This is a genomic window from Bacillus sp. D386, assembly GCF_006346415.1.
In genome coordinates, this window is the sequence record NZ_VEMV01000003.1 from 645,168 (window position 1) to 671,230 (window position 26,063).

General features: G+C 39.0%; 29 protein-coding genes. 4 read left to right on the forward strand and 25 right to left on the reverse strand.

Going from position 1 to position 26,063, the window contains the following annotated elements; translation table 11 throughout:
- Positions 1-14: 14 nt before the first annotated feature.
- The 13 genes from FHY45_RS11795 to FHY45_RS11845 all read right to left on the reverse strand — a co-directional run bounded on the left by FHY45_RS11795 (position 15) and on the right by FHY45_RS11845 (position 11,774).
- Entirely contained in the window at positions 15-1,679 is a 1,665-nt protein-coding gene (locus FHY45_RS11795; RefSeq protein ID WP_139891959.1) for an FAD-binding dehydrogenase, read from the reverse strand.
- 179 nt (positions 1,680-1,858) lie between these two features.
- Positions 1,859-2,266, reverse strand: a complete 408-nt coding sequence (locus FHY45_RS11800) for a hypothetical protein (RefSeq protein ID WP_066103880.1) — start codon at positions 2,264-2,266, stop codon at positions 1,859-1,861.
- Between the two features lie 612 nt (positions 2,267-2,878).
- Positions 2,879-3,493 (reverse strand): PH domain-containing protein, encoded by a 615-nt coding sequence (locus FHY45_RS11805; RefSeq protein ID WP_066103882.1) that lies wholly within the window; start codon positions 3,491-3,493, stop codon positions 2,879-2,881.
- Positions 3,494-3,602: 109 nt separating this feature from the next.
- A complete protein-coding gene (locus FHY45_RS20955; protein WP_219847586.1) occupies positions 3,603-3,737 on the reverse strand; it encodes a DUF6254 family protein in 135 nt (44 codons plus the stop codon).
- Between the two features lie 70 nt (positions 3,738-3,807).
- On the reverse strand, positions 3,808-3,954 hold the full coding sequence (locus tag FHY45_RS20575; protein WP_175354260.1) for a hypothetical protein: 147 nt from the start codon (positions 3,952-3,954) through the stop codon (positions 3,808-3,810).
- 237 nt (positions 3,955-4,191) lie between these two features.
- A complete protein-coding gene (gene panF, locus FHY45_RS11810) occupies positions 4,192-5,631 on the reverse strand; it encodes a sodium/pantothenate symporter (protein ID WP_139891960.1) in 1,440 nt (479 codons plus the stop codon).
- The gene (locus tag FHY45_RS11815) at positions 5,628-5,900 is read right to left on the reverse strand and encodes a YhdT family protein (RefSeq protein WP_139891961.1); all 273 of its coding nucleotides are present in this window, start codon (positions 5,898-5,900) and stop codon (positions 5,628-5,630) included. The genes panF and FHY45_RS11815 overlap by 4 nt, the downstream gene beginning before the upstream one ends.
- A 209-nt stretch (positions 5,901-6,109) precedes the next feature.
- Positions 6,110-6,361 (reverse strand): GlsB/YeaQ/YmgE family stress response membrane protein, encoded by a 252-nt coding sequence (locus FHY45_RS11820; protein ID WP_139891962.1) that lies wholly within the window; start codon positions 6,359-6,361, stop codon positions 6,110-6,112.
- Between the two features lie 181 nt (positions 6,362-6,542).
- Positions 6,543-7,544 (reverse strand): MupG family TIM beta-alpha barrel fold protein, encoded by a 1,002-nt coding sequence (locus FHY45_RS11825; protein WP_139891963.1) that lies wholly within the window; start codon positions 7,542-7,544, stop codon positions 6,543-6,545.
- The gene (locus FHY45_RS11830; RefSeq protein WP_066103894.1) at positions 7,541-8,905 is read right to left on the reverse strand and encodes a PTS transporter subunit EIIC; all 1,365 of its coding nucleotides are present in this window, start codon (positions 8,903-8,905) and stop codon (positions 7,541-7,543) included. The genes FHY45_RS11825 and FHY45_RS11830 overlap by 4 nt, the downstream gene beginning before the upstream one ends.
- Positions 8,906-8,927: 22 nt before the next feature.
- A complete protein-coding gene (locus tag FHY45_RS11835) occupies positions 8,928-9,788 on the reverse strand; it encodes a MurR/RpiR family transcriptional regulator (protein WP_139891964.1) in 861 nt (286 codons plus the stop codon).
- A 25-nt stretch (positions 9,789-9,813) separates the two neighbouring features.
- Positions 9,814-10,725, reverse strand: a complete 912-nt coding sequence (gene murQ / locus FHY45_RS11840; protein ID WP_139891965.1) for an N-acetylmuramic acid 6-phosphate etherase — start codon at positions 10,723-10,725, stop codon at positions 9,814-9,816.
- A 188-nt stretch (positions 10,726-10,913) separates the two neighbouring features.
- Positions 10,914-11,774 (reverse strand): HAD family hydrolase, encoded by an 861-nt coding sequence (locus FHY45_RS11845; protein ID WP_180349964.1) that lies wholly within the window; start codon positions 11,772-11,774, stop codon positions 10,914-10,916.
- Between the two features lie 617 nt (positions 11,775-12,391).
- Here FHY45_RS11845 and FHY45_RS11850 point away from each other — a divergent pair.
- Entirely contained in the window at positions 12,392-13,384 is a 993-nt protein-coding gene (locus tag FHY45_RS11850) for an aldo/keto reductase (RefSeq protein ID WP_139891967.1), read from the forward strand.
- 158 nt (positions 13,385-13,542) lie between these two features.
- On the opposite strand, the gene FHY45_RS11855 is transcribed toward FHY45_RS11850, so the two are convergent.
- The 7 genes from FHY45_RS11855 to FHY45_RS11880 form a co-directional block, all read right to left on the reverse strand.
- Positions 13,543-14,451, reverse strand: a complete 909-nt coding sequence (locus FHY45_RS11855; protein ID WP_066103904.1) for a sugar ABC transporter permease — start codon at positions 14,449-14,451, stop codon at positions 13,543-13,545.
- Positions 14,448-15,569, reverse strand: coding sequence for a carbohydrate ABC transporter permease (locus FHY45_RS11860; RefSeq protein ID WP_306821552.1), 1,122 nt, complete (start codon positions 15,567-15,569; stop codon positions 14,448-14,450). Before FHY45_RS11860 ends, FHY45_RS11855 begins: the two co-directional genes overlap by 4 nt.
- A 265-nt stretch (positions 15,570-15,834) precedes the next feature.
- The gene (locus FHY45_RS11865; protein ID WP_139891969.1) at positions 15,835-17,148 is read right to left on the reverse strand and encodes a sugar ABC transporter substrate-binding protein; all 1,314 of its coding nucleotides are present in this window, start codon (positions 17,146-17,148) and stop codon (positions 15,835-15,837) included.
- A gap of 442 nt (positions 17,149-17,590) precedes the next feature.
- Complete coding sequence (locus tag FHY45_RS11870; protein ID WP_148629692.1) at positions 17,591-17,869, reverse strand: alpha-amylase family glycosyl hydrolase; 279 nt, start codon at positions 17,867-17,869, stop codon at positions 17,591-17,593.
- A 146-nt stretch (positions 17,870-18,015) separates the two neighbouring features.
- Positions 18,016-18,180, reverse strand: a complete 165-nt coding sequence (locus FHY45_RS20580) for a hypothetical protein (protein ID WP_180349965.1) — start codon at positions 18,178-18,180, stop codon at positions 18,016-18,018.
- 299 nt (positions 18,181-18,479) lie between these two features.
- The gene (locus FHY45_RS11875; RefSeq protein ID WP_066103913.1) at positions 18,480-18,980 is read right to left on the reverse strand and encodes a hypothetical protein; all 501 of its coding nucleotides are present in this window, start codon (positions 18,978-18,980) and stop codon (positions 18,480-18,482) included.
- A gap of 131 nt (positions 18,981-19,111) precedes the next feature.
- Positions 19,112-19,663 carry a site-specific integrase gene (locus FHY45_RS11880; protein ID WP_066104338.1) on the reverse strand — a complete coding sequence of 184 codons (552 nt, stop codon included), beginning with the start codon at positions 19,661-19,663 and terminating at the stop codon, positions 19,112-19,114.
- Positions 19,664-20,069: 406 nt separating this feature from the next.
- On the opposite strand from FHY45_RS11880, the gene FHY45_RS11885 reads away from it, so the two are divergent.
- Positions 20,070-20,417 (forward strand): PadR family transcriptional regulator, encoded by a 348-nt coding sequence (locus tag FHY45_RS11885; protein ID WP_139891970.1) that lies wholly within the window; start codon positions 20,070-20,072, stop codon positions 20,415-20,417.
- On the forward strand, positions 20,404-21,426 hold the full coding sequence (locus FHY45_RS11890) for an HAAS signaling domain-containing protein (protein ID WP_066103916.1): 1,023 nt from the start codon (positions 20,404-20,406) through the stop codon (positions 21,424-21,426). Before FHY45_RS11885 ends, FHY45_RS11890 begins: the two co-directional genes overlap by 14 nt.
- A 48-nt stretch (positions 21,427-21,474) precedes the next feature.
- On the opposite strand, the gene FHY45_RS11895 is transcribed toward FHY45_RS11890, so the two are convergent.
- The 4 genes from FHY45_RS11895 to FHY45_RS11910 form a co-directional block, all read right to left on the reverse strand.
- Complete coding sequence (locus FHY45_RS11895) at positions 21,475-21,972, reverse strand: metallophosphoesterase family protein (RefSeq protein ID WP_139891971.1); 498 nt, start codon at positions 21,970-21,972, stop codon at positions 21,475-21,477.
- A complete protein-coding gene (locus FHY45_RS11900) occupies positions 21,969-22,529 on the reverse strand; it encodes a YcxB family protein (RefSeq protein ID WP_139891972.1) in 561 nt (186 codons plus the stop codon). Before FHY45_RS11900 ends, FHY45_RS11895 begins: the two co-directional genes overlap by 4 nt.
- An 81-nt stretch (positions 22,530-22,610) precedes the next feature.
- Positions 22,611-23,060, reverse strand: a complete 450-nt coding sequence (locus FHY45_RS11905; RefSeq protein ID WP_139891973.1) for a staygreen family protein — start codon at positions 23,058-23,060, stop codon at positions 22,611-22,613.
- A 170-nt stretch (positions 23,061-23,230) separates the two neighbouring features.
- Positions 23,231-24,148, reverse strand: coding sequence for a nucleoside hydrolase (locus FHY45_RS11910; RefSeq protein WP_139891974.1), 918 nt, complete (start codon positions 24,146-24,148; stop codon positions 23,231-23,233).
- A 460-nt stretch (positions 24,149-24,608) separates the two neighbouring features.
- On the opposite strand from FHY45_RS11910, the gene FHY45_RS11915 reads away from it, so the two are divergent.
- Complete coding sequence (locus FHY45_RS11915) at positions 24,609-25,028, forward strand: F0F1 ATP synthase subunit C (RefSeq protein WP_139891975.1); 420 nt, start codon at positions 24,609-24,611, stop codon at positions 25,026-25,028.
- A 227-nt stretch (positions 25,029-25,255) separates the two neighbouring features.
- Here FHY45_RS11915 and FHY45_RS11920 read toward each other — a convergent pair whose 3' ends face one another.
- The gene (locus FHY45_RS11920; RefSeq protein WP_139891976.1) at positions 25,256-26,011 is read right to left on the reverse strand and encodes a hypothetical protein; all 756 of its coding nucleotides are present in this window, start codon (positions 26,009-26,011) and stop codon (positions 25,256-25,258) included.
- Positions 26,012-26,063 lie beyond the last annotated feature (52 nt).

Here is a 26,063-nt window from a genome sequence, read left to right on the forward strand (position 1 = left end):
AAACCTTCCTCGGTTTAATCCTTTTTCTCTTTTAAGTAGGAAGCGATTGCCCTGCCTGCTACCCTGCCTGTAAATAAACAGCCTCCAAGAAATGTCCCCTCTAGCGAACGATATCCGTGAACTCCTCCCCCTCCAAATCCAGAAACCTCACCAGCTGCATAAAAGCCAGGTATTGCCTCACCCTTAGAATTGAGGACTCGTGCTGATAAATCTGTTTGTAGCCCGCCTAGAGTTTTGCGACTTACAATGTTTAAACGAACAGCAATCAATGGTCCATTTTGAGGATCAAGTATTTTATGCGGTTTGGCGACTCGGATTAATTTGTCACCTATGTAATTTCTCGCTCCCCTTAATGCCGTAATTTGCAAATCCTTTGTGAATGTATGATCCATTTCACGATCTCTCGCTTTTATTTGTCTTTCAATTTCTTCGTAATTTAATAGATTATCTTTTGTTAATTCATTCATTCCTTTAACCAGTTCCACTAAGTTATCTGCAATGACAAAATCCTCGCCATGATCCATAAATGCCTTTACCGGACCAGGAGGACCAGGGAGTACTCTGCTTAAGACCTTGCGGATACTTTTATTCGTTAAATCCGGATTTTGCTCAGAACCGGATAGCGCAAATTCTTTCTCAATCATTTTTTGTGTCAAAATAAACCATGAGTAATCAAATCCTGTTTTTTGGATAGCCTCCAGGGTGCCAAGTGTATCATACCCAGGAAAGTTGGGGGCCGGGAAGCGCTGGCCTGTTGCATTCAGCCAAATAGAGGACGGACCTGGCAAAATTCTAATTCCATGGTTTTCCCATACCGAGTTCCAGTTTTTGATTCCCTCTGTGTAATGCCACATACGATCTCGATTTACAATACGCCCACCTGCCTCTTCTGATATCCCCAGCATTCTGCCATCCACATGTGCCGGGACCCCTGAAATCATGTTCTTTGGAGGCGGCCCCAGTCTTTCTGGCCAATTTGTGCGAATTAAATCATGGTTGGCTCCGATACCCCCGCTCGAAACAAGAACTGCTTTACCAGAAAACTCAAAATGAGTAATAACGTCCCTGTTACTTTTCTCACCTCTTAAAGCCGAACTGGCTGCCAATATGGAACCCTTCACCCCCTGAATTATCCCATTACTGCTCATCAGTTCATCTACACGGTGACGAGGACGATAATCAACTAATCCATTTTTAATATGCTCTCTTACCCTTTTTTCAAAAGGCGATACAATACCTGGACCTGTTCCCCAAACAATATGAAATCTTGGTACTGAGTTACCATGTCCTTCAGCCAAATAACCTCCTCTTTCAGCCCAACCAACTACAGGAAAAAAACGAACTCCTTGTTTATGAAGCCAAGCACGTTTTTCTCCAGCAGCAAAGTCAATATACGCTTCTGCCCATTTTTTGCCCCAATAATCCTCCTCATCTCGATCAAACCCTGCAGTACCCATCCAATCCTGCCAAGCCAATTCCTTAGAATCTTTAATACCCATACGACGTTGTTCAGGGGAATCCACTAAAAATAAACCACCGAATGACCACCAAGCTTGTCCGCCTAATGAAGCTTCAGGTTCTTGATCTAGCAATAATACCTTTTTCCCTGCATCTGCAATTTCTGCTGTAGCCACCAAACCGGCCAAACCAGCCCCAATAACGATCGCATCGAACTCCAATGCATTTCCCCCTTTTTGATAAACGTTTATACTCTTATATTAATCTATAGTTCCATAATTTAGGTATGTATACTGATATAAAAAGAAGAATTTACTTTGCTTAAAATTATGAGCCTAAATCAACAGTTTTATATTCCTCCCTTTTTATAAATAAAAAACCAGCCTAGTACCAGACTGGTTCAATAATCATCTTCCTCATCATCCTCTTCCTCATAATCGGAGAAATAATCCACGAATTCATATTTTACTTCATCATCTGTTCGTTCCACTTCTGTAGCTTGATATTCCCCCATGTTCTCTTCCACTATTGCTATATACATCACTCTGCGTCCAGCCTCATATTCATCATTGACTTCCATGAATCCGCTCACGACATAATAATCTTCATCCTTGTTGTACTCAACTTTGCTATGCCCAATAAATTCAAAAGTTTCATCCTTTGATGAAGCATCTTCCACTTTATTCTTGGCAACCCTAGCTATTTTGTTTTCCGCGTCTGAGTAATATTTATAACCTGCAAAGGCCGCTATCCCTAATATCAATACTGCAGCTGCTATGATAACCATCACTTTATATTTCTTAGCCACCCTCTTCCTCCCCCTTTATGTGTTATAGTAGTATTCTTCCACACCGTCGTTTCTCCTGATAGTTGCCGACATAGTACCAATTTACTTCATTCTTATAAAATTAGTATTCATCCCCCTGCCGTTCATACGATTATATGGCTCTCAACAAGATTTTATTTCGCTTATTATTGAATTGTCCCAAGAGTTTCAGATTTTATGAAAAATAAGAGGACAACCACCTCTATTTCCAATAGACCCGATTATGTATTCTATGGTGTATTTATGAGGAAATTAGTTAATTTGGAATTGGAATTTTCCTCTGGGTTGCAGAAGAAATTAAAATACGTCAGTGTATACTTCCGCAAATCGAAGCGAAAGTCGATAAGTTCGATAAGTAAGTGGACTAAACTATTTATGAGGCGAAAATGGGAAGACAGCAGATGCGAGTGCATTGGCTCAAGGATTCATCATCCCTAGTATGTTAACTTACATTTATTTATGAGCCTACTATTGGAGTAAGTTATTGAGGGTATCAGAAGAATTAGTAAAAGAGGAAGGAGCTCTAAAATAAATAGACTTTAGAACTCCCTTTTTAGTTATTTATTCATAAATTGGCACTCTATCCAGGCAAAATTAATTATTAATGTATTTTTCAAAAACTGCACCAAAATCTTTCATATGATATTCATTATAGGAGGATTTTAACCATTCAAATGTAAATTCAGTTATCCCTTTATATGTGCCTGTTAATGATGCTTCCTCAGATCTTGAGTGTTGGAGTGTTTGAACCGCTCGATCGAGTCCTTCTTTGGCATAATTCATTTGAATGGAGTTTTCATACGTGATTTCCTCAATTCGCAGTAATGCTTTATACAAATCCTTTAATTGTTCAATTTGATTTTTCTTGACGTCAATATCAAAATGAACATTTCCTACATCAAACTTTATTTCTGTATCCAAATCTAATCGCCCTGCAGTTTCAAGCATGACATTTGAAATCTTATACTGAGAATATGGGTATCGTTTTAATAAACGTTTAGATGAGACAGCATTTTCGCCATCTACATGAATTAATGCTAGATTTGTAAAGCAATATTCGTCTGCCTTCGTTTTGATAATGAAATAAATCTTCTCATTATCCTCGTGCATAACATAGTCGTCTGCATCCGTTTTGTCATAATCTTCCGGCGGAATAATAACACCTACGTCAGACAAACCCAATGCATCAGAAGCCATTTTCTTTAACATGTATATCACCCCATTGTAGTTTATACTTTTACTATATCAGAAAAGTGACTAGTATAAAATTCATTTAATGCTCAAGAAAACACATGGATGGTCCATGTGTTTTATGTCATTATTCATCATATTTTTTTGTTATTTTTGCTATTTCTTCACCAAGCTTCTTATAACTTTTTACTTCGTCATGAGGATGCTGTGAATTTTTTCTTTGCTTCCAGTGTCTTTCTTCTTCTTTTTTTGAATGTGACATATATATACCTCCAAATTAAAATAGGACTCATTGCAAAAGATTGAAGCATATCGCCCTATTTTCCTTTATTTTATATTTTCTTTGCCTTTTTAGATTTATTCTTATAAGCTTGATTTGCGCTGGCGCTTCCTAATTCCTTTGAGAATTCAGCATCCGTTTTACTAGAATCAAACCCCTGTTTACTTTTTTGAGCTGCATCATGCTTTCTTTTCGGCATACGATCCCTCCTTCTCTCATTTAGTATTAGAAAGTAAAGAGTAAATATGCACTGTCAGCTATGAATTATTGTTTTATCTTCTTTCAAGGACGACTACTCCTTTTTCTTTTCCAATGTTATTTGAATTAGCTGATCGTGGATAAAAGAAAAAGCAAAGAATGCTGATAAAGCTATGCATTCTTTGCTTGATTGATCTAAATATTGAGACCGCCCTTGACTGTGCGATTATCTTACTTGTTATTGAATAGATAACTGTTGTTTTGCATTCGTCAGTTTACTCATTAAAACATAGGTAAAAAACGATAAAACAATCGGCAGTACGACCGTATGCATCCCGAAAGGATTTGGATAAAATCGATCTATAATCATAAAGCTGCCCATTCCTACAATCATGGATGAAACCGCGCCGTATTTATTCCCGCCAGACCAATATAATCCCATAATAACTGGCCATATAAACACCGACTCCAAGCCTCCAAATGCAAACAAGTTTAACCATACAATTAAATCAGGTGGACTTAACGCAAACAATACAACAGCGATTCCAATTGCCGCTGTAATCCAAAAGCTGATTCTTTTAATCTGCTTCTCGGTAGCATCCTTTTTTATGTAATTGATATATACATCCTTTACTATAGTTGCGCTTACTAATATTAAAAGAGAATCAACTGTGGACATGATAGCAGCCATGGGAGCGGCTAAGACAATACCCGCAATAAATGGTGGCAAGACCTCCATAGTTAATGCAGGCATGACCATATCACCAATTTCTATCCCAGGTATCAATGGACGCGCGAAAACTCCGATTAAATGCATTCCCAGCATCACAGCACCTACCACAATTGTTCCTGTGATAATCGCGATGTGCATTCCCTTCGAATTTTTATAGGACATCGCTCGCATGCTGATTTGCGGTAAACCCACGACGCCCACACCAACTAAAATCCAAAAAGATGAGACATACAAAGGCGTTAAATCTCGTTCTGCACCAAAAGGAGTAATTAGGTTGGGATTTTCAGCCATTAAGTCTGACATAATGTTCGATATTCCTCCGCCAGCAATAATGGTGGCGATTAAAAGGATGACGGTTCCGGCTAACATGACTACTCCTTGGACGGTATCTGTTAAAGCGACTGCTCTAAATCCACCAATAATAACATACATTAAAACTGAAACGGCGAATATGAAAAGTGCTGTCTTATATGGAAGCCCTGTTAAGGATTCAATCAATCGCGCTCCCCCAACCCATTGGGCAGTCATCGACGCAAATAGGAATATAATGATGCTAATGGCCGATATAATGACAACCGTATTACTTTTATATCTGCCTTTTAGAAAATCAATGATCGTGATTGCTTTATACTTACGAGCCATAATCGCAAATTTTTTCCCTAAAACCATTAATACAAAATACCCGGTTGCCAGTTGAGCCATAGATAGTAAAACCCAACCGAGCCCACGTGTATAGGCAACACCCGGCCCGCCAATAAAGCTTGAAGCACTTCCGTATGTTGCCATCATAGTCATTGCAAGCACAAAACCGCCTAATTGTCTCCCGCCAAGAAAATATTCCTGCAGGAAGGAATCAGAGGATTTTAATTTTCCATTTGCCCAGAATCCTATATAAAAAATAATAACTAAAAAGATCAATAAAGGAACAATGACCTCCCACTTCATGATTGCTCCTCCTCTTCGTCATCCACATCAAAAGATACTTCTTCAAATAAAAATTTGACAATAAGAGTAACAAGGACCACCATAACAAGAAAGCCGACTACACAGCTTAGAAAAAACCAAGCTGGCAATCCTAAAATGTATGTATATTCCTTCGGATTACCTGATCCTAACCCATACGCAAATCCAAACCACCAGATAAAATTTATAATGACAAGTACGACACCTATGATTGCTTCCCTATGGGCTACTTTAAAACGTCTATCTTTCATATCTTCCTCCTTGCAATAGCACCATTAGTTTGCCCGCCATTATTTTTTGTATAATACGTAAACAAACAACATTACCATTAAACCAAGCCATACTCTTAAAATGAAGGTACAAAATTTGGTAGAATAACTTATAATGGATAGCTTAATAAAAAACTGTATAACGCAAAGAAGCCTCAAAATCAGATTTTGAGGAGGCACATTATATAATTTCACCATTTACTTGTCTTTATTAAAATAAAACTCACAATTAGGGTAAGGACAAGAGCACCTGTGAATGCTGGAAATAGATAAAACCCTCCAGTTTCAGGACCCATTTCACCGAGAATTCCTGTACCAATCCACGCACCAATTATGCCAGCCAGGAAATTCCCCACCATCCCGTTGTGAACGTTTTCATGAATAAGTAATCCCGCAATCCAACCAATAAAGCCACCAACAAACAGGATGCCAATAAAGGACATTTTTTAGCTCCCTCCTTCATGGACAGTATATGCTGGTAAGGTCTAAATGGCTTTATTTAGCAGGAAAGAAGGCTACTTTTTTAGTCGATATAAATACGTCGAAGGGAAAAGCAATTCTCATGAGTCATGTCTCCCTACAAAAAAACTCCAACCCATTGATTGGGTGGAGTTTACATTATTCCTATACTAGTTCAATGACCATCCCAGGCTTCACATGATCCAAAATCAGCAAATCACTTTCTGCCACACTTCCAACGACATTGACCCGTTCATCAGCAGGCAAATCTGTCAGCGTAATCTGCATTTCACCGCGATAGCGTCCGTAAAGGTCATTATCAATGGTTATGCTCCCTTTCGGACGGAGATCATTTTGCAGTGGCGGTACAGATTCCGCAACCCTTGTATCCATAAAACGAAGAACGTCCCTGGAAGCATCCGGGCGCAAACGGTATTCACCATATTTTTCGAATCCTTGCTCTGTTTGGATGCTAATCTTTCCGTTTTCAAAGCCATCCATCCTTTTGAGTAAGTCTTCTCCAGGCTCCGGATCACCAACAAATACTTCCGTTCCATCTTTATATAGTTCAAGCGCGGCAATAAAAGGGGATATATATCGATGCTTCTCCAGAGTCGGCAGTCCTTCAAATAAAGGGCCGCGTTTCTCGCCTCCTCCCGGTACAAAAGCAAAGATCGGAATGTCATATCGCTTGTACAATGCATTTTGCTCCCGGAAAAACGATTCACTTAGTCCTGTTTCCCTCCGCGGGTAAAAGTTATGCCAACCGATTATCTGTTCAGTTTTGAGTCCGTTATTCAGCAGCAGCTGTATATCACGTTCGAACAGTATACTTGAATTAACCGCAATTTTAAATTCCCTTGCCAGACTAGCAATAAAACCATGGTCAAAGAAATCGTCCAGTCTTAGCCCGGTGACACCCAATTCCTTCAATTGATACAAACTGTCGATTCCCAAATGGCCCGGGGTTTTTAATGAAACATCCGCATATACATCGATTCCCTGTCCTTTAGCCAGATGTAGCAGCTTTTTGGCACGTACTGCAAGCTCACCTGCTTCCTCCGGGATATGAAGCGAGGTAAATCCCCGCTTCACCCCCATTTGGCCTGCTTGGATAATACGTTCCTCAGCCAGAGGATCATTCAAATAAAAGGAAATTCCGATCAATCAAATTCACCAGCCATTTCATCTTTAAACCCAAACAGGTATGTAAAGATGAAGCCAGCAACATAAGCAATTAATACCCCGACTAAGTAAAGCAGTACCTCACCGTTATTCACAAGGAATGCAAGCGGCAAACCGGATACCCCAATTGCTGTCGTTGCGATATTGAAATGTGCTTGGAAGGCTGCACCAACGCCTGCCCCCAAACATGCGGTCAAGAACGGACGGCCGAGCGGCAATGTAACTCCGAAGATCAATGGCTCGCCGATTCCAAGAATACCAGCAGGAAGTCCCCCGCCAATCGCTCTTTTCAAGCGTGTTTTCTTTGTTTTCATATAGATAGCGAACGCAGCGCCAACCTGACCTGCGCCACCCATTGCAAGAATAGGTAATAATGGGTCGTCACCGATTGTATTGAGTAATTCCAAATGGATAGGTGTGAGACCTTGATGCAGGCCTGTCACGACCAACGGCAAGAATGTCGCTCCAAGAACAAATCCTGCAATGGCTCCTCCAAAATCAAGCACTGCGGTCAATCCATCTGTAATCACATCAGAGACAAATCCCCCGACAGGCATAAATACCAGATACGTCATAATACCTGTAAGCAAAAGGGCAATAGTCGGTGTCACGATAATATCAAGCGACGCTGGAACAAACTTACGGACATTCTTCTCAATAAAAGCCATAAATATCGCAGCAAACATGACCCCGATTAAACCACCGCGTCCAGGCAGTAATTCTTCCCCGAACAAGACAATCTGGGCAGCAGCAGGGTTAATAATCAATATAGCGGCTAACCCGCCAAGTGCAGGGGACCCACCGAACTCTTTCGCTGTATTGATCCCTACAAAGATTCCTAAATAGGTGAATAAACCTCCACCGATAACTGTTAAAATAATTGCAAGTTGTGATTCAGCCGATAACCATCCTGCTTGAATGACAGCCTTAGAAATACCATTGACCAAACCGGAAGCAACTAACGCAGGAATCAAAGGAATAAATATACTGGCAATTTTCCTCAAAAAGAGCTTAAACGGCGTGCTGTTTTTCTTTTTAAGTTCACCTTTCAGGCTGGAAGCCCGCTCATTAAGATTGATGTCTCCTGATTCCTTGACCAGCTTCTCGAATTCGTCCGTGACCTTATTGACATGTCCAGGACCCAGAATGATTTGCAGCGTTTCTTCTTCAACAAAGCCGAGAACTCCATCGATTTTTTTTATGGCTTCTTTGTTAACGAGTGATTCATCATAAGGTGTGACTCTAAGACGTGTCATACAGTTCGTAAAGGCTTTAATATTCTTTGCCCCGCCCAACTGCTCCAAGATTTTTTTAGCCAGAGTTTTGTAATCTTGACCAGCCATTTTCTTTCCCCCCAAAAACTGATTATTTGTATGTTTTGCCTTTCATAAATCTTATAGCCTCTCTCGTCTTATCGATGGCTCTGACCGTTTCTTCATATTGCTCTGTCGCCATGCTCAAAAACAAAATATCAATCATGAACAGCTGAGCTAACCTTGAAGAAGTGGCCGCACTCCGGAACGGAGCTTCCTTCGAATAGGATGTATATAAATTAATATCGGCTAATGCTGCAACCGATGAGGGCCCATATTTAGTCAAACTGATTGTTTGGATACCTTGTTCCTTTGCGAGTCTTGTAACTTCGATGACCTCGATTGTTTCACCAGAAAACGAAATGGTGAATACCACGTCATCCGGCTCGGCGTTAGCAATCAATGTTGCTACAAGATGCGCATCCGAAAATGCTGTTGCGCTTTTATTGATCCGAAGCAGTTTTTGCTGCGCATCCACGGCGATGATTGATGATGCCCCGATTCCAAAGAAATGGACATTTTTCGCTTTCAACAGCACATCGACCGCTTTTTTTAGTTCTTCGTAGTTGATTACTTCAGAGGAATCACGCAAACTTTGTATACTATTATTCAAAGTCTTTTGGACGATCATCTCGGCGGTTTCATCCCGTTCAATGTCTCTGTATCCCGGTTCCTCCGGTCTGCCGAGATCACCTGCAATACGGACCTTCAAATCCTGGAAGCCATTCAGCCCCAGTGACTTGCATAGCCTGATGACCGCTGCCCCGCTTGAACTCGTCTTTTCTGCCAATTCATTGACTTTACAATTGACAACCTCATACGGATTTTCCAGTATATATTCAGCAATTTTCCGTTCAGATGCAGGCAAGTGTTCTACCCTGTTTACTACCATTTTCAATACTCCGGAAACCACTTATCATCACCTACTTGTGTTTAAATCAATCTGAGAGCTCGGCTTCAATGGCTTTTCGGACATACCCTCCAGATTGCTCCAGAATCAGAGCCGCTTCTTCTTTCTTAATATCCTTTTTAAGCATGACTAAGGCGACCTTTACTTGATGATCAGCATCCTCTAATGTTTGTCTCGCTGTTTCATAGCTTACTCCTGTGATTTTGCTAATAATGCCGATAGCTCTTTCTTTGAGCTTCTCGTTGCTGACATGGACATCAATCATTAAGTTTTCATACGCTTTGCCGAGCAAAACCATTGAAGAGGTTGAAATCATGTTTAGAATCATTTTGTGAGCGGTTGCAGATTTCAGTCTAGTAGATCCCGTAAGCACTTCCGGACCTACGACCACCTCGATGGCATGATCTGCTTCTTCACTGATTCTAGCCTGTTTATTACACGACAGTGCCACTGTTTTGGCTCCTACCGACCGTGCGTAACGAAGTGCACCAATAACATATGGTGTCCGGCCGCTTGCAGCAATACCGATAACCGCATCATTCTCAGTAAGGGTGATGTCTTTTAAATCCTTCTCGCCATCCTCCGGCCTATCCTCCGCTCCTTCAACCGCCTTTATGAATGCGCTTTCTCCGCCGGCGATAATACCCAGTACCATCTCTGGCTTGGTACTGAATGTTGGCGGGCATTCAACAGCATCGAGTACACCAAGCCTTCCGCTAGTCCCGGCTCCCATATAGATAAGGCGCCCTCCATTTTGGAAAGATGAAACAGCAAAGTGAACGGCTATTTCAACATCTGGTAAAACCTCTTGAACTGCAGCGGCTACTTTTTGGTCTTCCTCATTCATAATTCGCAGAATTTCCATCGGACTGGAAGTGTCTATCTGCATACTTCGATCATTGCGTGATTCCGTGGTTAATAGATTAAGATTTTCTTTCATTAGTAAGACCTCCAGGTAGCTCCTTTTGCGATTACCATTTACTAGTAACTCAACACTTCCAATATACTCCAACTGAAATTGATATTCAATAATTTTATTGAATATTTAAAATTTTATTTCATTCTAATCCAAAAAAAGAAGCATATTCTCATATGCAGAACTACATAGGATATGCTAAAAAAACCTTTTTACATTATATATTTTTTGATTGCATGCGCTACTCCCATTCGGTCATTAGGCTCGGTCACAGCATCAGCTGCTTCCTTAACTTCCTCCGGCGCATTTCCCATAGCTATGCCAAGTCCCGCTGAAAGCAGCATTTGTCTATCGTTTAAGTTGTCACCGATCGCAGCCACCTCAGACATATCCAAGCCAAGCCTTTTTGCCAAATATTCCAAAGCAGAAGCCTTAGTAGTCTTTGGTGGAGTAATTTCAAGGCTTGTGAAACCGAAGCTGCTGCTCACTTCAAAATGATTTTCCATGTTGAATAGCCGATCCATAAATCCTTCATAGTCTCCTTGTTCCTTCCGAAAAGCAGCCAGCTTTTGAATGGCAGGTTCGTTTTCTTTCACATATTCATCGAAAGAATGAAACAGCCTGATTTCGCATTGAGCCCGGAATCGTTCACATCCTACCATTTCTGCACCGGTTCCTTGTAAAGGCAGGATATTATTCTCAATCCATTTTTCATTCCACTTATTTTTCTCTGGAACTAGTAAACAGTCACCCTCATACAAATGCCCATATACCCCATAGCTTTGGCACGCATCTATAAAGGCCAACAGACTTTCTTTTTTAAAGGTAGATTGCTGAATAATCTTCCCGTCCGGCCCTTGTATAACAGCTCCATTGTAGGCAATGATTGGATCTGATATACGGATAGTCTCCGCAATCCACCTAGTCGCTAAAGGCGTTCTTCCGCTGCAGATGATTATCTTTCCTCCCCTTGATTTAAAGTCATGCAGGGCCTCTATCGTTTCTTTGTCAATATCCATCTTCGCATTCAACAAAGTTCCATCCAAATCAACCGCCAATAATTTATACTCCATCCAGTATCCCTCCCAGGTCCCTATATACTTGCAGATTATCATATTTTACCGGCAACCACACAAAAGATTCGCATTTCCAATCACTAATAATAGGAGATAACTCCAATGTACCGGTTTATTACTACTAGTTAAACTCTTCCCAAAGATAACAATGCATATTGTATCTCTTTTAGATAGTTGGATTACCGATTATAAATATGGCTAATCACAGAGGACAATTAGAATATTCCCGACAATAGCAAAATAAAAAGGTTCCTGTGTTAATAAAGGAACTGGCTGGGCAAAAATCCAAACTGAAAATCAAGCAGCAGAAAAGGTAAATGCAGAATCGTAACATAGAACAGACAATGTTAATCTATCTTACAAAGGAGTATATTAGGAGATTTTTAATACCTCTAAAACAGTGAGATTCATTTATAGAGAAGATAGTAAAAATACCATCTACACATCAAATAGTTTATCCCGATCATTCTTCCATTCTGGGATAGACTCCCCTTCCTCCATATAAATTTAGAATATTTAAATTACTCTTAAAAAACAAAATACTACGCTTGACTTCAAGTCTACTTGAAGGCTACGCTGAGTAAAGTAAGAGTATTTAATATAGGAGGGAAAACATGTATCAGGCATCAAGACAACGTTATAAATCTATGACATATTTCCACTGTGGTGACAGTGGACTTCAATTACCAGCTATTTCATTAGGATTCTGGCACAATTTCGGCGATACAGCTTCATATGAAAATATGAAACAACTCTGTTTTACCGCTTTTGATAATGGAATTACTCACTTTGATTTAGCAAATAACTATGGACCAGAACCTGGGAGTGCTGAAAAAAATCTAGGACTTATTATGAAAGAAAACTTTGCAGCATATCGTGATGAACTTATCATCAGTACTAAAGCAGGATATGATATGTGGGATGGTCCATATGGAAACTGGGGAAGCCGAAAATATCTTATTGCAAGCCTCGACCAAAGCTTAAAGAGAATGGGATTAGAATATGTTGATATTTTTTACCATCATCGAATGGATCCCCACACACCATTGGAAGAAACGATGAATGCGCTAGCCCAAATCGTTAGAAGTGGCAAGGCATTATATGTAGGTCTCTCAAACTACGATGGAAAAACGTTAGAAAAGGCGACTGAAATTTTACAAGAATTACATTGCCCATTTATTATAAATCAGAATAGGTATTCAATTTTTGATCGAACAATTGAACAAAATGATTTGAAAGATACATCTAAAAAGTTAAAAAAAGGTATTATTGCGTTTAGTCCTTTGGAACAGGGAATGTTAACCAATCGATATTTACATGGAATTCCGGACGACAGTAGAATAAAGACGGATGGACGATTTTTAAATGCTTCTGCCTTATCCGAAGACCGATTAACTCAAATTAAAAAACTCAATGAGATAGCTGAGGAGCGAGGGCAGACACTTGCAGAGATGGCGATAAGCTGGATTTTGCGAGATGGAATTGTGACCAGTGTTCTCATAGGAGCTTCCAAACCTAGCCAGATTCTTGATAACATTGGAGCTTTAAAAAATATCACATTCACAGAAGAAGAGTTACAGCAGATTGATAACATTTCTTTAGCATAACTGAACAAACCCGTTTAGTTTCTGAATTCAATTCGGAATAAACTTATTGAATAATCAATGGCCAACCAATATTACGGCATCATGTTCTTTCGTGATTCTACTAAATGCCGAACAATTTTTGCTCTCTAAATACCTGCCATCGTAAGGGGGCTTGGGGCTTATTTATTCGCCCCAGCCTTCAACCCTTCTACCATGTATTTTTGGAACGCCATAAAGAGAATCGTGATAGGCAGTGCAACAAGCACTGCTCCAGCCGCGAATGTCGTAAATTCGGTGTTTCCTCGTCCCGTCACCATCTCAAACAACCCAATCGCTAAGGTTTTATTTTCATTGGATCGTAAAACCAGTCGAGCAAAGATAAAGTCCATCCACGGACCGATGAAGTTCGAAACCGCTACGAAGACGAGAATTGGAACGCTCAATGGCATCATCACTTTAAAGAAAATAGTGAAATGACCTGCTCCGTCAATTTTCGCAGCTTCCTCCAAACTGCGAGGCATGGAATCGAAGTATCCTTTCACAAGCCAGGCGTTAAACGGAATCGATCCGCCTGCATAAACCAATATGAGTCCCCAGTGATTGTCCAATAATCCCATTTGTAAAAGCAGGATATAAATAGCAATCATACCCATAAATCCGGGAAACATTTGCAGAATCAACATAGCCATCAATCCTTCTTTCCGGCCTGGAAAGCGGAATCGACTAAACGCATAGGCAGCTGTGACCACTAAAAAGGTCGAAATGACCATGTTCCATAGTGCTATTTTTAAAGTGTTTTTATACCATGTCACATACTCGGTTTTCTGAATCAAATAGACAAAATGATCTAAGGATAAACGGATTCCTTTTACGGACTGGGCAATTTGAGCGAAATCAAAACTCCGAACCCCTTCCCAAAAGAGACCCCATTCCATCCCAGGAAGAAGCTGTGCACTGAATAGGGAATCCCCAGGATTCAAACTTCCCATGAGAATCCATACAACTGGATAAAGCACGAAGATGGCCACCACGAGAAGCAGAAAATGTTTCCACACGAATGAAATTCGTTCACGTGTTTTTTGTTTCATGACATCATGTCCTCCTCGTTGAATGCTTTCGTTCGTCTGAAGTTCCAAACCGAAATGATGGCAATAACAATGAAGATCAGGATGCTCACAACGCTTGCCATATTAAATTGGCTTTGGTCGAGGGTCAGTTTGTAAATCCAGCTGATTAAAATATCTGTGGAGCCTGCATAACTGTAATCCACATTCACAGGTCCTCCATTCGTCATGAGATAAATCAGGTTAAAGTTATTAAAATTCCCAGCAAACTGCATGATAAGTAAGGGGGCGGTAGAGAACATGACAATCGGCATGGTGATTTTCCAGAACTGTTGCTTCCCGTTTGCCCCATCCACCTGCGCCGCCTCATATAATTCACGATCTATGCTCGTCATGACGCCGCTCATCAAGACCATCCAGAACGGAAATCCAAACCAGACATTCACCATGATAAGCGCGAATTTCGCCCACATCGGGTCGCTAAGCCATGGGATACTGGATAGTCCAATGACTTCTAAATATTGGTTAATAGGTCCAAATTCCCCGTTGAATAGGTTCCTCATGATCAAAATGCTGACGAACGAAGGAATCGCCCATGGCAAGATATAAATGCTTCTCCAAAATTTCCGAAATTTGATTCCCTTTGAATTCAAGAGAACTGCAAATAAGATTCCGACAAAGAACGTGGTAACCGTGGCTGAAATTGCCCAAAGAATCGTCCATCCGAAGACGCCGATGAACGTTCGGTTCCAGGTTTTCAAGTTAAATAAGTCCACAAAGGTTTGAAATCCCACCCAGTCCACTAGAGAAGCAGGCGGCAAGTGGTTCGGTCCTGAATAGTTTGTGAAAGCGATTGTAATTCCAAAAATCAAAGGCAAGATGGTTAAAAAGGCCGTGAATACAATGGATGGTGTGAGCAAAAAGTAAGGAAATCCTTTATCTATTAAGACACGGAGGGTTTCTTTGAATGAGTTTGTTTTTCCCCCTTGATCTCGCCATTGTCCGACTTTCCAAGCATCCTTCACATTCAAATAATACATCCATACAAAGAACAAGCCACAAATTAAAAAGATGATACCTTCGATTAACAAGAAGATGCTGTGATCCCCTTGCTGAATTTCAAATCCCACACGGGTCTGCACCGTTTCCCCTAATGTGGCCAACCCCCACATAGCATTTCGAAACGGTAATGTCCAAAACACTACAAGGTATAGCTCCATACAGATAAATAAGATCCCTTTGATGTACTGTCGATTGTACAATTGCCCAAGTCCCATAAACAGCAAAGAAAAGATCAAGCTTTTCTTGGCATGTGTTTTCATTTGTTTTTAACCTCCTTTTCACTTCTTAGAAAAAAGAACCAATATCTCACTACCTGGATATCGGCTCTTTTGATAGATGAACTCTTTATTTTTTATTCTGAGTGGCCACTGCATCTTCAATTTGTTCTTTGGCTGCGTCAAACGTTTTTTTCGAGTCGGTTCCATCATTCCAGATGGATGTGTAAGCCGTTTCCATTGGTCCCCATACAGCTTGCATTTCAGGGATATTTGGCATCGGCACAGCATTTTTCGCCTGTTCCAAGAAAGCCATGGACACTTCATCTTTTTTGATGGTTTCGTTTTCAAGGAGCGAAGTCGCTGGTGGCAATTGGCCTGTCATTTCGTATCTTTTTAAGAGCATTTCTTCACTGGAAGCCATTTGAGCTAAAAGAGTTGCTGCTTTGGGATATTTGGAATAACTGTTTACATAGTACGCTTTGATGCCTGAATAGGATTTTGGCGTTTCGCCGTTATCCAATGTTGGAAGTGGAGCGATTCCAAAGTTCACACCAGCATCTTGATGGTTTTTAACATCCCATGGACCTGAAATTCGGTAGGCTAATTTACTTTCATTGAAGAAAGAGGAAATCACATCACCTGTAATGTCTTCTTTTTTCATCGGTAACAATTCTTTGTTGATTTTTTTCATAAATTCCGCCGATTTGATGGCTCCTTCATTGTTGACACCAAGATCCGTTGGATCGGTGTCTTCTTTTCCAAATACATAACCGCCATAACCAGATAGGAAAGCATGTGTGTAATAAAAGTTACCTGGTTCCATCATAAAACCATATTTCTGATTTTTTCCTTTGCTCGTTGCTTGGAATCCTTTAGCTGTTTTGAACAAGTCATCCCATGTTTTTGGTGCCTCTTTTACGATGTCTTTATTGTAGTACAAGGCATATGTTTCAATGGAGATGGGATAGCCGAACATTTTCTTTTTTCCATCTTTATCCACAAAACTTGTCCCGTTTACCGCTGCTTCCAAGAACATGTCTTGATAGTCATCGGCATAATAGTTGTCATATACCAAACCTGCTTTCACCAATTTTCCTAAATGATCATGGGCGGAGTTGAAAACATCGGCACCTAAGCCAGCTGGCCCATCAGTTTCCAATTTTCCTGCTGCGTCTGTGTGTCCCACTTCTTGTACTTCAACAGGCACATTGTATTTTTTCGTGAATTGCTCTGCGACATAGGTCGCCCACGCGCCCTCGTCCGCTCCGTTGTCCCAAATAATCAGGGTTGCTCCATCTTCAGGTTTGAGTGTTTCTTTTGTGGTTTCCTTGGGTTTTGTTTCCGTGGTTGCTTTTTTCGTTTCATCTTCCGAACATCCTGCCAATAGTCCTGCCAATAGGGTGGCGGATGCCAATATACCAACTATTCTTTTCTTGATCATGTGAAACCTCCTATGTGGGAATTTTTGTACCATGTATAAAATTAATGAAACAGAAGCTGTAAGTGCTTTTGCGATACACACTTTTTTTAACTTTCGTTTCTGATAGACCATTTCCTCATACGAACAAAAGTTAATCCAGCGGCACCTTTAGAAAACGCTTTCAAAAATAACCATTAACGGGTACATTCAGTTCTTCCTGTATCACAATGGTACATTCTTGGAGAGCCAATTAGACCAGACTCGCCGCCTGCTCGTCCCCGAAGGTTCGGCATAGGTATAAATTCACAGTTGTGGTACGTGGTGAATATGTCATAGTTCTAAACACAAATAAGAGGTTGGTTTTTCGGAGTTGAATCATCTGTTTGTAGTACGAGAAAATACTTTGCGTATCCTTTTTCTGATTGAACACATTAGCATGAGAGTAGTTGGGATTGATGTCAAACTAAGCAGATTTATTCGTTGTAATTCCCGCTTGATGAGTATCATCCCATTGTACTAATGTTCGAGAATTGTCTCTTCCATTTTTCCAATGATCTGCATGATCTCCTCGTATAAATCGCCCTTGCCATATTTCAATATTGTGTAAATTTTTCATGCCCACACCGTTGTACTGCTCAATGGTCGCGAAGTGGATATTTGTCATGCTGATTTCCTGCCCGTCATAAATAAACGTGGTTCCAAAAACAAGGTGCTGAGTGCTTGGGCACTTTCTCTGCGCCATGACTCGTCATTTACCCAGGTGCTGAAGCTTCTCGGCTGGTCATGATTTTTCGAAAGCAAAGCATTCGACCCGGTAATCCTACAGTCCCTTTTACCATTTGCAGAGTCTGCTTCAAAAGCGGTATATTCAGTCCTCCCCCCATCCCCTCAATTCCATAACCCCATGCGTTCGAGCAGAAAAATGATATCTTTTTCTCCTACCCATTTGTCTACTTCCGCCAAACACCCCCATTGTCTTCCCCCAACCGTCATGATGGCACAGCGGGCAAACATCTCTTCCCGTAATACCCAAGAAACCCCGCTCACATTCATTATATGAAGGAAACATGGATATCAGAAAACTATTTTTTTAACAATTTTTCATTTTACCATATCGTATATCCATAGTTTAAGAATGTTGAGAATTTACAACGTTTTTTGACGAAATTTTCATCGCGTGAGTATCAGGAACTTTATTTATGCAGTTAGAAGTCAGTAAACAAAAGGATAGACAAGCAATTATCTATGCCTGTCTATCCTTATTATCTTTAATATGTCTACTGTATAAGTTAAGCGTTTAATTAAAACTTTTCTTCTCTGTCTATTACAATATCTACATTAAATCACGAGACTTACTTACCGAGAGTCTTAGTCACCCCAAATACATCCTTCGTATCATTATACTGATTAATCGCAATATCTAGATCATGAAAATAACGATGTATTAATCGAATCTGTTCTTTGTCTGCTTTATTTTTGGTCGCCTTGGCAATTGCGTGGATTTGTTTAAAATCTTCCGATACCTTTTTATTTTCTATTCCCTGGCTAATGATCTCATTCGTATCTTTTTCAAGTATGGCTGATAAACTCTTGGCCTCTGACATATCTAATTCTTCAATACTACCATAGCCTGTTAAATCATTGTATTTAGCGTGATATTCAGCAATTAACACACTTTCTTGATTCGATATATTTTTCGGAGGGTTTTTCTTTAATTGATCCATTGCTTCTTTAGATGGATCATTCAAATGATAATAGACAGTAAGACCAATCACTCCAGCTGCTAATATACCTACTATTAATATTAAAAGAGATAGCCACTTTGATTTTTTCTTATCTTGTTTTTTAGTCATTCGTTCTCCCGCCTATCAAAAGTATTTGTCATCCTATTATTGGGATTTTATGCCTTTTAATTATGACAGGTTTGGCTTAACTGTACAAATAAACCAACCATTCTAGAGGTGGTTGGTTCGTAAATAATTGGTTAAAAGTAGAAATCCATTAAAGTTTCATCCATTAAATCCTGTGTCAATCCTATGTAAATCATCGTATCTTTTTGGTTGGAATGGTTTAAAATTTGCTGCAGCAATGCAATGTCTTTGAATTTTTGGTAGTGTAAATAACCAAATGTCTTACGTAAAGTATGTGTCCCTACATCCTGAATATCTGCCATTTCGGCTGCTTTATTTAACACACGGTAAGCCTGAACCCTTGTAATCGGTCCATTTCCTTTACGGCTTGGAAATAAATAATCGTCCTTTGAAAGTTTTTCTTTCTTGACGTATTTTTTAATTTCTTTTCGCAAGTGCGGATTAATCAGAAACCTTTTCGTTTTTTCCGTCTTCTGTTCAATAATGACAATATGCGTTCCATCCAATACATCCTTTACCCGTAGCTGCAATAAGTCCCCTATCCTCAGCCCAATATTGATCCCAATTGTAAACATTATATAATCCCGATAACTGCAATAGCGTAATAATGCTTTTTTCATGGCCTCTATTTGATCAAGCCGGCGAATAGGCTGTACATTTTTAATTCGTTTTGTTGCTGTAACCACTTTTGCCAGTCCCCCTTCTTCCCATCTCTTATTGTACGTGAAGAGGCCATTCAAACACAAGATTTTTTCAATTCCACACCTTCTGTAAACCTTGATTTAATCAGTTTTCGAATGTATCAATTCAAGTCCTTTGTTACATTCGGAATTTTTTAATTATTAATGGTAAAATCCATCATAATTCTACACATTTCCCAAAAAGGCTATAAATCGCCTACATTCGACAAAAAACGTTTAGAATACAAACACCTTAGGAATTAAAAAAGAGGACCTTAAAACCCAATTATGAAGGTCGTTTTTTGACTCTTCTTGTAACAATTTTTGGATATTATTTGCTTAACAATACTGTATGCCATACACTATTATAGAATTAGGAGGTGAAGGTGTTTTGGATGAACTCATACAATCTCTCATTATCGAATTGCGAAGAGGTACACTTACTCTGGCAGTTTTAAGTCAATTACAAAAACCCGAATATGGATACTCACTCGTTCAATCCCTTGAAGAAAAAAATGTTACTATTGATCCCAGCACACTTTATCCTTTATTGAGAAGATTAGAAAAGCAAGGTTTACTGGTTAGCGATTGGAAGTTAAATGGAAATCGACAGAGAAAATACTACCAATTGAGCCACAATGGCAAACAGATTTATGAAAAATTAAAGGAAGCATGGTCTGAAACGTCTAATCAGATGGTACAATTGTTAAGAGAGGATGAATGTGATGAGTTTAATTGATATATATATTTATGAAGTTACAAAGTGGCTACCAGAAGAGTCAAAAGAGGAGATTGCGCTGGAACTCAAAGGGAATATTGAGGATATGCTGCCACATAACTATACTGAAAATGATGTAAAGAACGTTTTGAATAGCTTGGGTGACCCCAGAATTCTTGCTGCCGATTATAGCGGAAATAACCGATATATTATAGGGCCGATTTTTTATGATAGTTATATTCGGGTCTTACTAATAGCTTTTGGTTTGATGGCGGGCTTGGTTTTATTGGGTCATATAGTCAGCGGGATTACGGATTATACCAGTTATTCCTCCGTTGTATCATTTCTAATTGACATGTTTACAGATTCTATCATAGGAATCCTCCAGGCAGCATTTCAGGTATTTACCTGGGTCACCATTACATTTATATTTATAGATAAAATTGCAAATAAAACAAATAGCATCCCCCTTGTAAAGCCAAAATGGAACACTGACCAATTGCAGAGGCGGACTGTTCAAAAGCATAAGTATCAAATATCCAAAGGGGAAGCAATCTTTGGACTCATTTGGACAATTATATGGATCCTAATTCTATTATTTTCTGAATATCTATTAGGCTGGTATGAGACCGTTAATGGCGAGCTTGTTTTGCAAGCCTCCTTGTTTAACCAAGAAGTTCTGAAAACGTATATCCCCCTTTTAATTGCCTTGGCAGTGTTAGAAATAAGTTTAGCGGGATTGAAATACATGATGGGTAAATGGACCTACCATATCGCTATATTTTATACAGTCCAAAGCGCATTTGTTATAGCAATCCTTTATAAAATGCTGTATGACACTACTTTATACAATAGCGATTTTATCGAACGCTTCAATTTATTATTTGAAAAATCTACAAATGGAACATTACCATCAGGTATTATAGCCATCACATTAGCAGTTGTTATTTTAATATCTGTGTATGATTGCAGCTTTGCATTTTATAAAGCCTATAAGACTACTAAAAATCAGCAAAAAAAGAAAAAGTAAACAAGAGGGATGCAGGCTTGATAAAGCTGTATCCTTCTTGTTTTACACTTATCTCTTATTTTTATAAAACACATGCTCAACCGATAAACTCTTTTCAATCCGAATAATCCCAAATGAGTATTCAGTTTGGCGTCTTTTATCTGTCGGAGAACCCGGGTTAAATAGAATTGTCCCATTTATGTCTTTATTAACAGGGATATGAGAATGTCCAAAAATAATTAGATCCAGTTCCTCTCCGCTAAATGCTTCAATTGCTCTTCCCTCTGTAGTTCCTTTCTTACCGTGCCCATGTACCAAACCAATTCGATATCCATCTAATGTGAGAATTTTTTGATATCCAAGTTGGTCAATCAGATCCTTTCCATCGACATTGCCACAAACACCATCAACGGGTGCATAGGATAGCAGTTCATCGTATACATCCTTCGTTTGCCAATCACCAGCATGTAAAATAAGATCAGCTGTTTTCAATTCTTCCTTTAAACGCGGTGGAAGTCCTTTTGCCATTCTGGGCATATGGGTATCTGATATCACAATGATTTTCATCGATGATTCACCTCGATATTTTGCTTTGTTGATTCCTTTATATATCTCTTCAATTCATTCAGAAAAAAGGTACAGTCGTCTAATGTACCGAACACCCTTACCGGAATAATAACAGCATGAATGGCATTCGTATAAATATAAATATAATTTTTCAGCATTTCAATTTGTTTAATATCTTTCCATTCATAGAGTACCTCATACCCACCATCAATCATCTCTGTTAATCCGCCTTTTCCGATGGATAAGCGGTATGTACCAAATAGATTAGGCTCCCTGCTATTTTTATGAAATTTTCTAAACTTCCTTCTGATTATTCTCTCTAAATAGAATGAATAAAAAAGTACCGGTAAGAGTGCAATGAATAAGCTGATCAAATAGTAAATAGGTGTAGTAGGTCGAAAATATAGCCATTGCAGGATTAGTGAAATACATAAAGTAATCAAAAATAATCTTAGTTGTCTATTTCTCATTCTCCGATTGCTTATTTCAGATTGTTTGTTCATGTGGAGATAAAAATTGGTTACATCAGTCAGTTTAAGATCATATGTTAGTTGCATTGTACTTCCTCACATTTTCTATTTCATTTCAACTTTATTGTAACAGGTAATTACAGCAAACAAAAAGGACAGCCGACATTATCATTGATAATGTCGGACCGTCCCATAATACTCAATCTTATTGTATTCCGGATAAATAGAAGAAAACTGAACATAAATGGGGCTATCGAGCAACCATGGATAGTAAGCAAATAACGTTTGATCACCATGTACAATTGCATGTAAGGCTACAGGCATCATCTTTACAAAATGATCATAACGTGATTGGGCCTTTTGTTCATCAAATTCACCTTTACTAATATGAATGTAAACTGTTAGGACAAATTGTCCGTTTAACATACGCCAATCAGCTACAACTTCATCCCGCATCTCCCAGTTGATGTTCAGTGCATCAATCTCACAGCCAATGCTTAAAAACAACTGTCCGGTTAAGTCAGAATGTGTCAATGTATATTTTCTACCCTCTAAAGGTCCTGAAGGGGTTATCGGCGGAATATAGGTCACACTCAATTGTTCTGTCTGGAAGGACATATCTGAAACACTCCTTTAAATAAGAAGATTTTTTTTACTATTCTATGACATCAGCCTAAAAATGGTGCAAATGAAATAGATCGCTATTTTTCTCCTTACTCGTAAACTGGTATGTTAAAACCAGATGTTTACCTTCACAGTCATATAGCTCTTTACCCACTTATATAACATCAAATAATTCTATTTAAAAAATGTTCTACAAAACGTTTTTCGTCCACTTCTACACATACATGAACAAGCGGCCTTTCGTTTCCACTGGGACAGGTTTCCCCTACCCTTTCTCCTTCGAGCTCCACCGAGATGGGTTCTGTCTTCAGTGTGACGAAGCTCTTGTCAATTGCTACTCCAACAGCCAGTGGATCGTGCAGGGCACAACCTTTGATGCCAGGAGTGGCCTTCTTATAAAAGTCCATATAAAACTCTGTCATGTCTGCCAAAAAGGAACCGAGTTCATCTTCCTTCTTCCGCCAGTTTGCTAGTTCCTCCTTCTTAAGCAGGGTTTGCATGGTTACATCAAGTCCTACAAGGAAAAGCGGTAGATTAGAGCGGAAAACAAGGTCAGCTGCTTCAGGATCACAATGAATATTTGCTTCTGCATGCGGCGTTACATTTCCTTTACAGAAAACCGCTCCTCCCATGATGATGATTTCATCAAACATAGCAGTTATCTCAGGCGCTTTTTGGAGGGCAAGCGCAAGATTTGTCAGCGGTCCTACACAGATATAAGTAATTTTACCAGGGTTGTTTTTCACCTGCTCAATCAGATAATCAACTGCATGGACCTCTGGTATTTCACTGGGCTTCTCTCCATTAAGTACATTTCCAAGACCATCCTCACCATGTACATGACGAGCATATACTTTTCGCGGTCCACGCCTAAGAGATTCATACGCACCGGCATACACCGGGATATCAAAACGACCCAATTTTTCTAGAACGATTTGCGAGTTTCTTACTGCTTCTTCAACAGGAATATTGCCGAAACACGCAGTGATACCTATTATATCTAATTCCGGTGAATGAACGGCATAAGCTATAGCCAATGCGTCATCTATTCCTGTATCTACGTCTAAGATAACCGATTTCATTATGTTCTCTCCTCTGCTCCTGAAGTATACTTTTTCCCAATATGATGATAGCTGCATGTAATGCCATGAGTTGACCATCTGATATTTATTAAACGAAAAAATCTCTTTTTCAAAATATCACACGAAATTAAACGAGAAAGTGGTTTATCATACTATTTTTATCGTAGAGTTGAATATGTATCATTAATAAATAGTTAATCTTCCAGTTAATAAATCCCCTCATTCTAATCATATACTGTGATATCATTGACTATTTTTACTTAGATTTACATCTATATACTATTTTAATTACTTTTGATCTAGATTGTAATACATTATATAAAATAATAGCTAGGTAATAATTTTGTTTCGCTATAACGATTATCGCATTACAAATATATCCAATAGTGATATTCTATTAATAGAATGATTTTTTAATATAGGACTATTTTAAAAATAATTGATTGAGGTGGTACTACTGATGGAAGCTCTTTATTATTTTGTTTTAGCTGCTGTTATCGCAACATTTGGCATTAGCTGGGCTGTTCGAACAGCAATCAAGGAATTGGTCAATGAGCCAGAAAGAAAAGAAAACATTCAAACTAAGATGTTCATCAAAGTAGCTGTTGTAGAGGCAATTCCCATTATTTTAATCATTTTTGGCTTTATTAACCTATCCTCTTCAACTTCTGATGTTATTTTACCCCTTATCATAGTAGGTGCAGTTACAATTCTTAATATTATCTTCATCTATGGTACATCCTCTGAAATAACGAATGATTTGAATACCCCAGGGGACTTGAAATTAGCAATAAAGACTCTCACCATGATGGGTGTCACTTTAGTATTAGCCATACCTACCATAGCTGTTGTAGCTTGTTTTACTGTCATGAATTCATAAATATGCAAGCTGGAGATGTTCTCAGAAGATATCCTAAAACTGGTTGTCAGCGGTATAAAAAGGCAATTTAATGTATATCAGCAATTTCCGCAATAAAAAGAGCCTCCTTAGTCGAAAAGGATACGTAATCCTACCGACTAGGAGACTTTTTTCATTTAAACATAAATCCTGTTAAACACGCTCACTCATTAAATTCAAAAGGAAATCGTAGATCGTGGGATAAGGTTTTAATTTGGCACCACTTGAACATCCTTTAGCACCCATTGTTCTTCTTTATATACCCAGCTTGATCGAACCTCAGCGATTCGATCAACCACGGATGCGCCGGAAATTTGCTGAATGCCTATCAATTCCTTATGACCATCTTTATCAATGTCTTTTACCTTTAAGGATTTGTATTCACTTACTAATGTTTCAGATGGTTCACTTAATTTCCCTTTTCGATAAACCCCGAGTTTATCATACTTCTTTTTATGATCTTTTAAATCAATTAAGTAGGATTTATTCATTTCTGGTACCATTACAGTGGCTTGATAATTATTTTTGAATGCTCCGTTGATATTTAATGTTTCGGGGAGCTCAATCAGTTCAATTTTATTATTATAGATGCAAAAGGCATAATAATCATTAACTCCTCCGCTACCCCCTGTTGGAATCTCCATCAGAACTTCCAATGTACTGTCGTCATTAAGATCGAGAAACTTAACGGCAGGCTTAAACCCTCCTTGAATCGTTTCCTTTTTTGTTTCCTTTTTTGTTTTTACTACCAACTTGAATTCCTTGTAATACTTTGTCTCCTGATCAAAAGGATTACCATATAAATATACTTGATCCTTCTTCCCGTCTCCTGTCACATCCACTTTATAAGATCCAAGTTCAACTTCCTGGCTCTTTGCATCTTTTTTTGCAGCATCTATGGATACTGGCAGAAGCAAACACCCAACTATCGAAAAAATTATAAAATGATTAATCCATTTCATCATATACTCATCAACTCCCAGGTATAGGATTATTCATTATAGATTGCCTGGAATT

Coding starts and splice junctions, on each gene's coding strand:
- FHY45_RS11805 (WP_066103882.1), bottom strand. CDS start 3,493: ATGTTAAAGAAAATGGCTTCTGATGCATTGGGTTTGTCTGACGTAGGT.
- FHY45_RS20955 (WP_219847586.1), bottom strand. CDS start 3,737: ATGTCACATTCAAAAAAAGAAGAAGAAAGACACTGGAAGCAAAGAAAA.
- FHY45_RS20575 (WP_175354260.1), bottom strand. CDS start 3,954: ATGCCGAAAAGAAAGCATGATGCAGCTCAAAAAAGTAAACAGGGGTTT.
- panF (WP_139891960.1), bottom strand. CDS start 5,631: ATGAAGTGGGAGGTCATTGTTCCTTTATTGATCTTTTTAGTTATTATT.
- FHY45_RS11815 (WP_139891961.1), bottom strand. CDS start 5,900: ATGAAAGATAGACGTTTTAAAGTAGCCCATAGGGAAGCAATCATAGGT.
- FHY45_RS11820 (WP_139891962.1), bottom strand. CDS start 6,361: ATGTCCTTTATTGGCATCCTGTTTGTTGGTGGCTTTATTGGTTGGATT.
- FHY45_RS11830 (WP_066103894.1), bottom strand. CDS start 8,905: ATGGCTGGTCAAGATTACAAAACTCTGGCTAAAAAAATCTTGGAGCAG.
- murQ (WP_139891965.1), bottom strand. CDS start 10,725: ATGAAAGAAAATCTTAATCTATTAACCACGGAATCACGCAATGATCGA.
- FHY45_RS11845 (WP_180349964.1), bottom strand. CDS start 11,774: ATGGAGTATAAATTATTGGCGGTTGATTTGGATGGAACTTTGTTGAAT.
- FHY45_RS11850 (WP_139891967.1), top strand. CDS start 12,392: ATGTATCAGGCATCAAGACAACGTTATAAATCTATGACATATTTCCAC.
- FHY45_RS11855 (WP_066103904.1), bottom strand. CDS start 14,451: ATGAAACAAAAAACACGTGAACGAATTTCATTCGTGTGGAAACATTTT.
- FHY45_RS11865 (WP_139891969.1), bottom strand. CDS start 17,148: ATGATCAAGAAAAGAATAGTTGGTATATTGGCATCCGCCACCCTATTG.
- FHY45_RS11870 (WP_148629692.1), bottom strand. CDS start 17,869: ATGGCGCAGAGAAAGTGCCCAAGCACTCAGCACCTTGTTTTTGGAACC.
- FHY45_RS20580 (WP_180349965.1), bottom strand. CDS start 18,180: ATGAATGTGAGCGGGGTTTCTTGGGTATTACGGGAAGAGATGTTTGCC.
- FHY45_RS11875 (WP_066103913.1), bottom strand. CDS start 18,980: ATGACTAAAAAACAAGATAAGAAAAAATCAAAGTGGCTATCTCTTTTA.
- FHY45_RS11890 (WP_066103916.1), top strand. CDS start 20,404: ATGAGTTTAATTGATATATATATTTATGAAGTTACAAAGTGGCTACCA.
- FHY45_RS11895 (WP_139891971.1), bottom strand. CDS start 21,972: ATGAAAATCATTGTGATATCAGATACCCATATGCCCAGAATGGCAAAA.
- FHY45_RS11900 (WP_139891972.1), bottom strand. CDS start 22,529: ATGCAACTAACATATGATCTTAAACTGACTGATGTAACCAATTTTTAT.
- FHY45_RS11905 (WP_139891973.1), bottom strand. CDS start 23,060: ATGTCCTTCCAGACAGAACAATTGAGTGTGACCTATATTCCGCCGATA.
- FHY45_RS11910 (WP_139891974.1), bottom strand. CDS start 24,148: ATGAAATCGGTTATCTTAGACGTAGATACAGGAATAGATGACGCATTG.
- FHY45_RS11915 (WP_139891975.1), top strand. CDS start 24,609: ATGGAAGCTCTTTATTATTTTGTTTTAGCTGCTGTTATCGCAACATTT.
- FHY45_RS11920 (WP_139891976.1), bottom strand. CDS start 26,011: ATGATGAAATGGATTAATCATTTTATAATTTTTTCGATAGTTGGGTGT.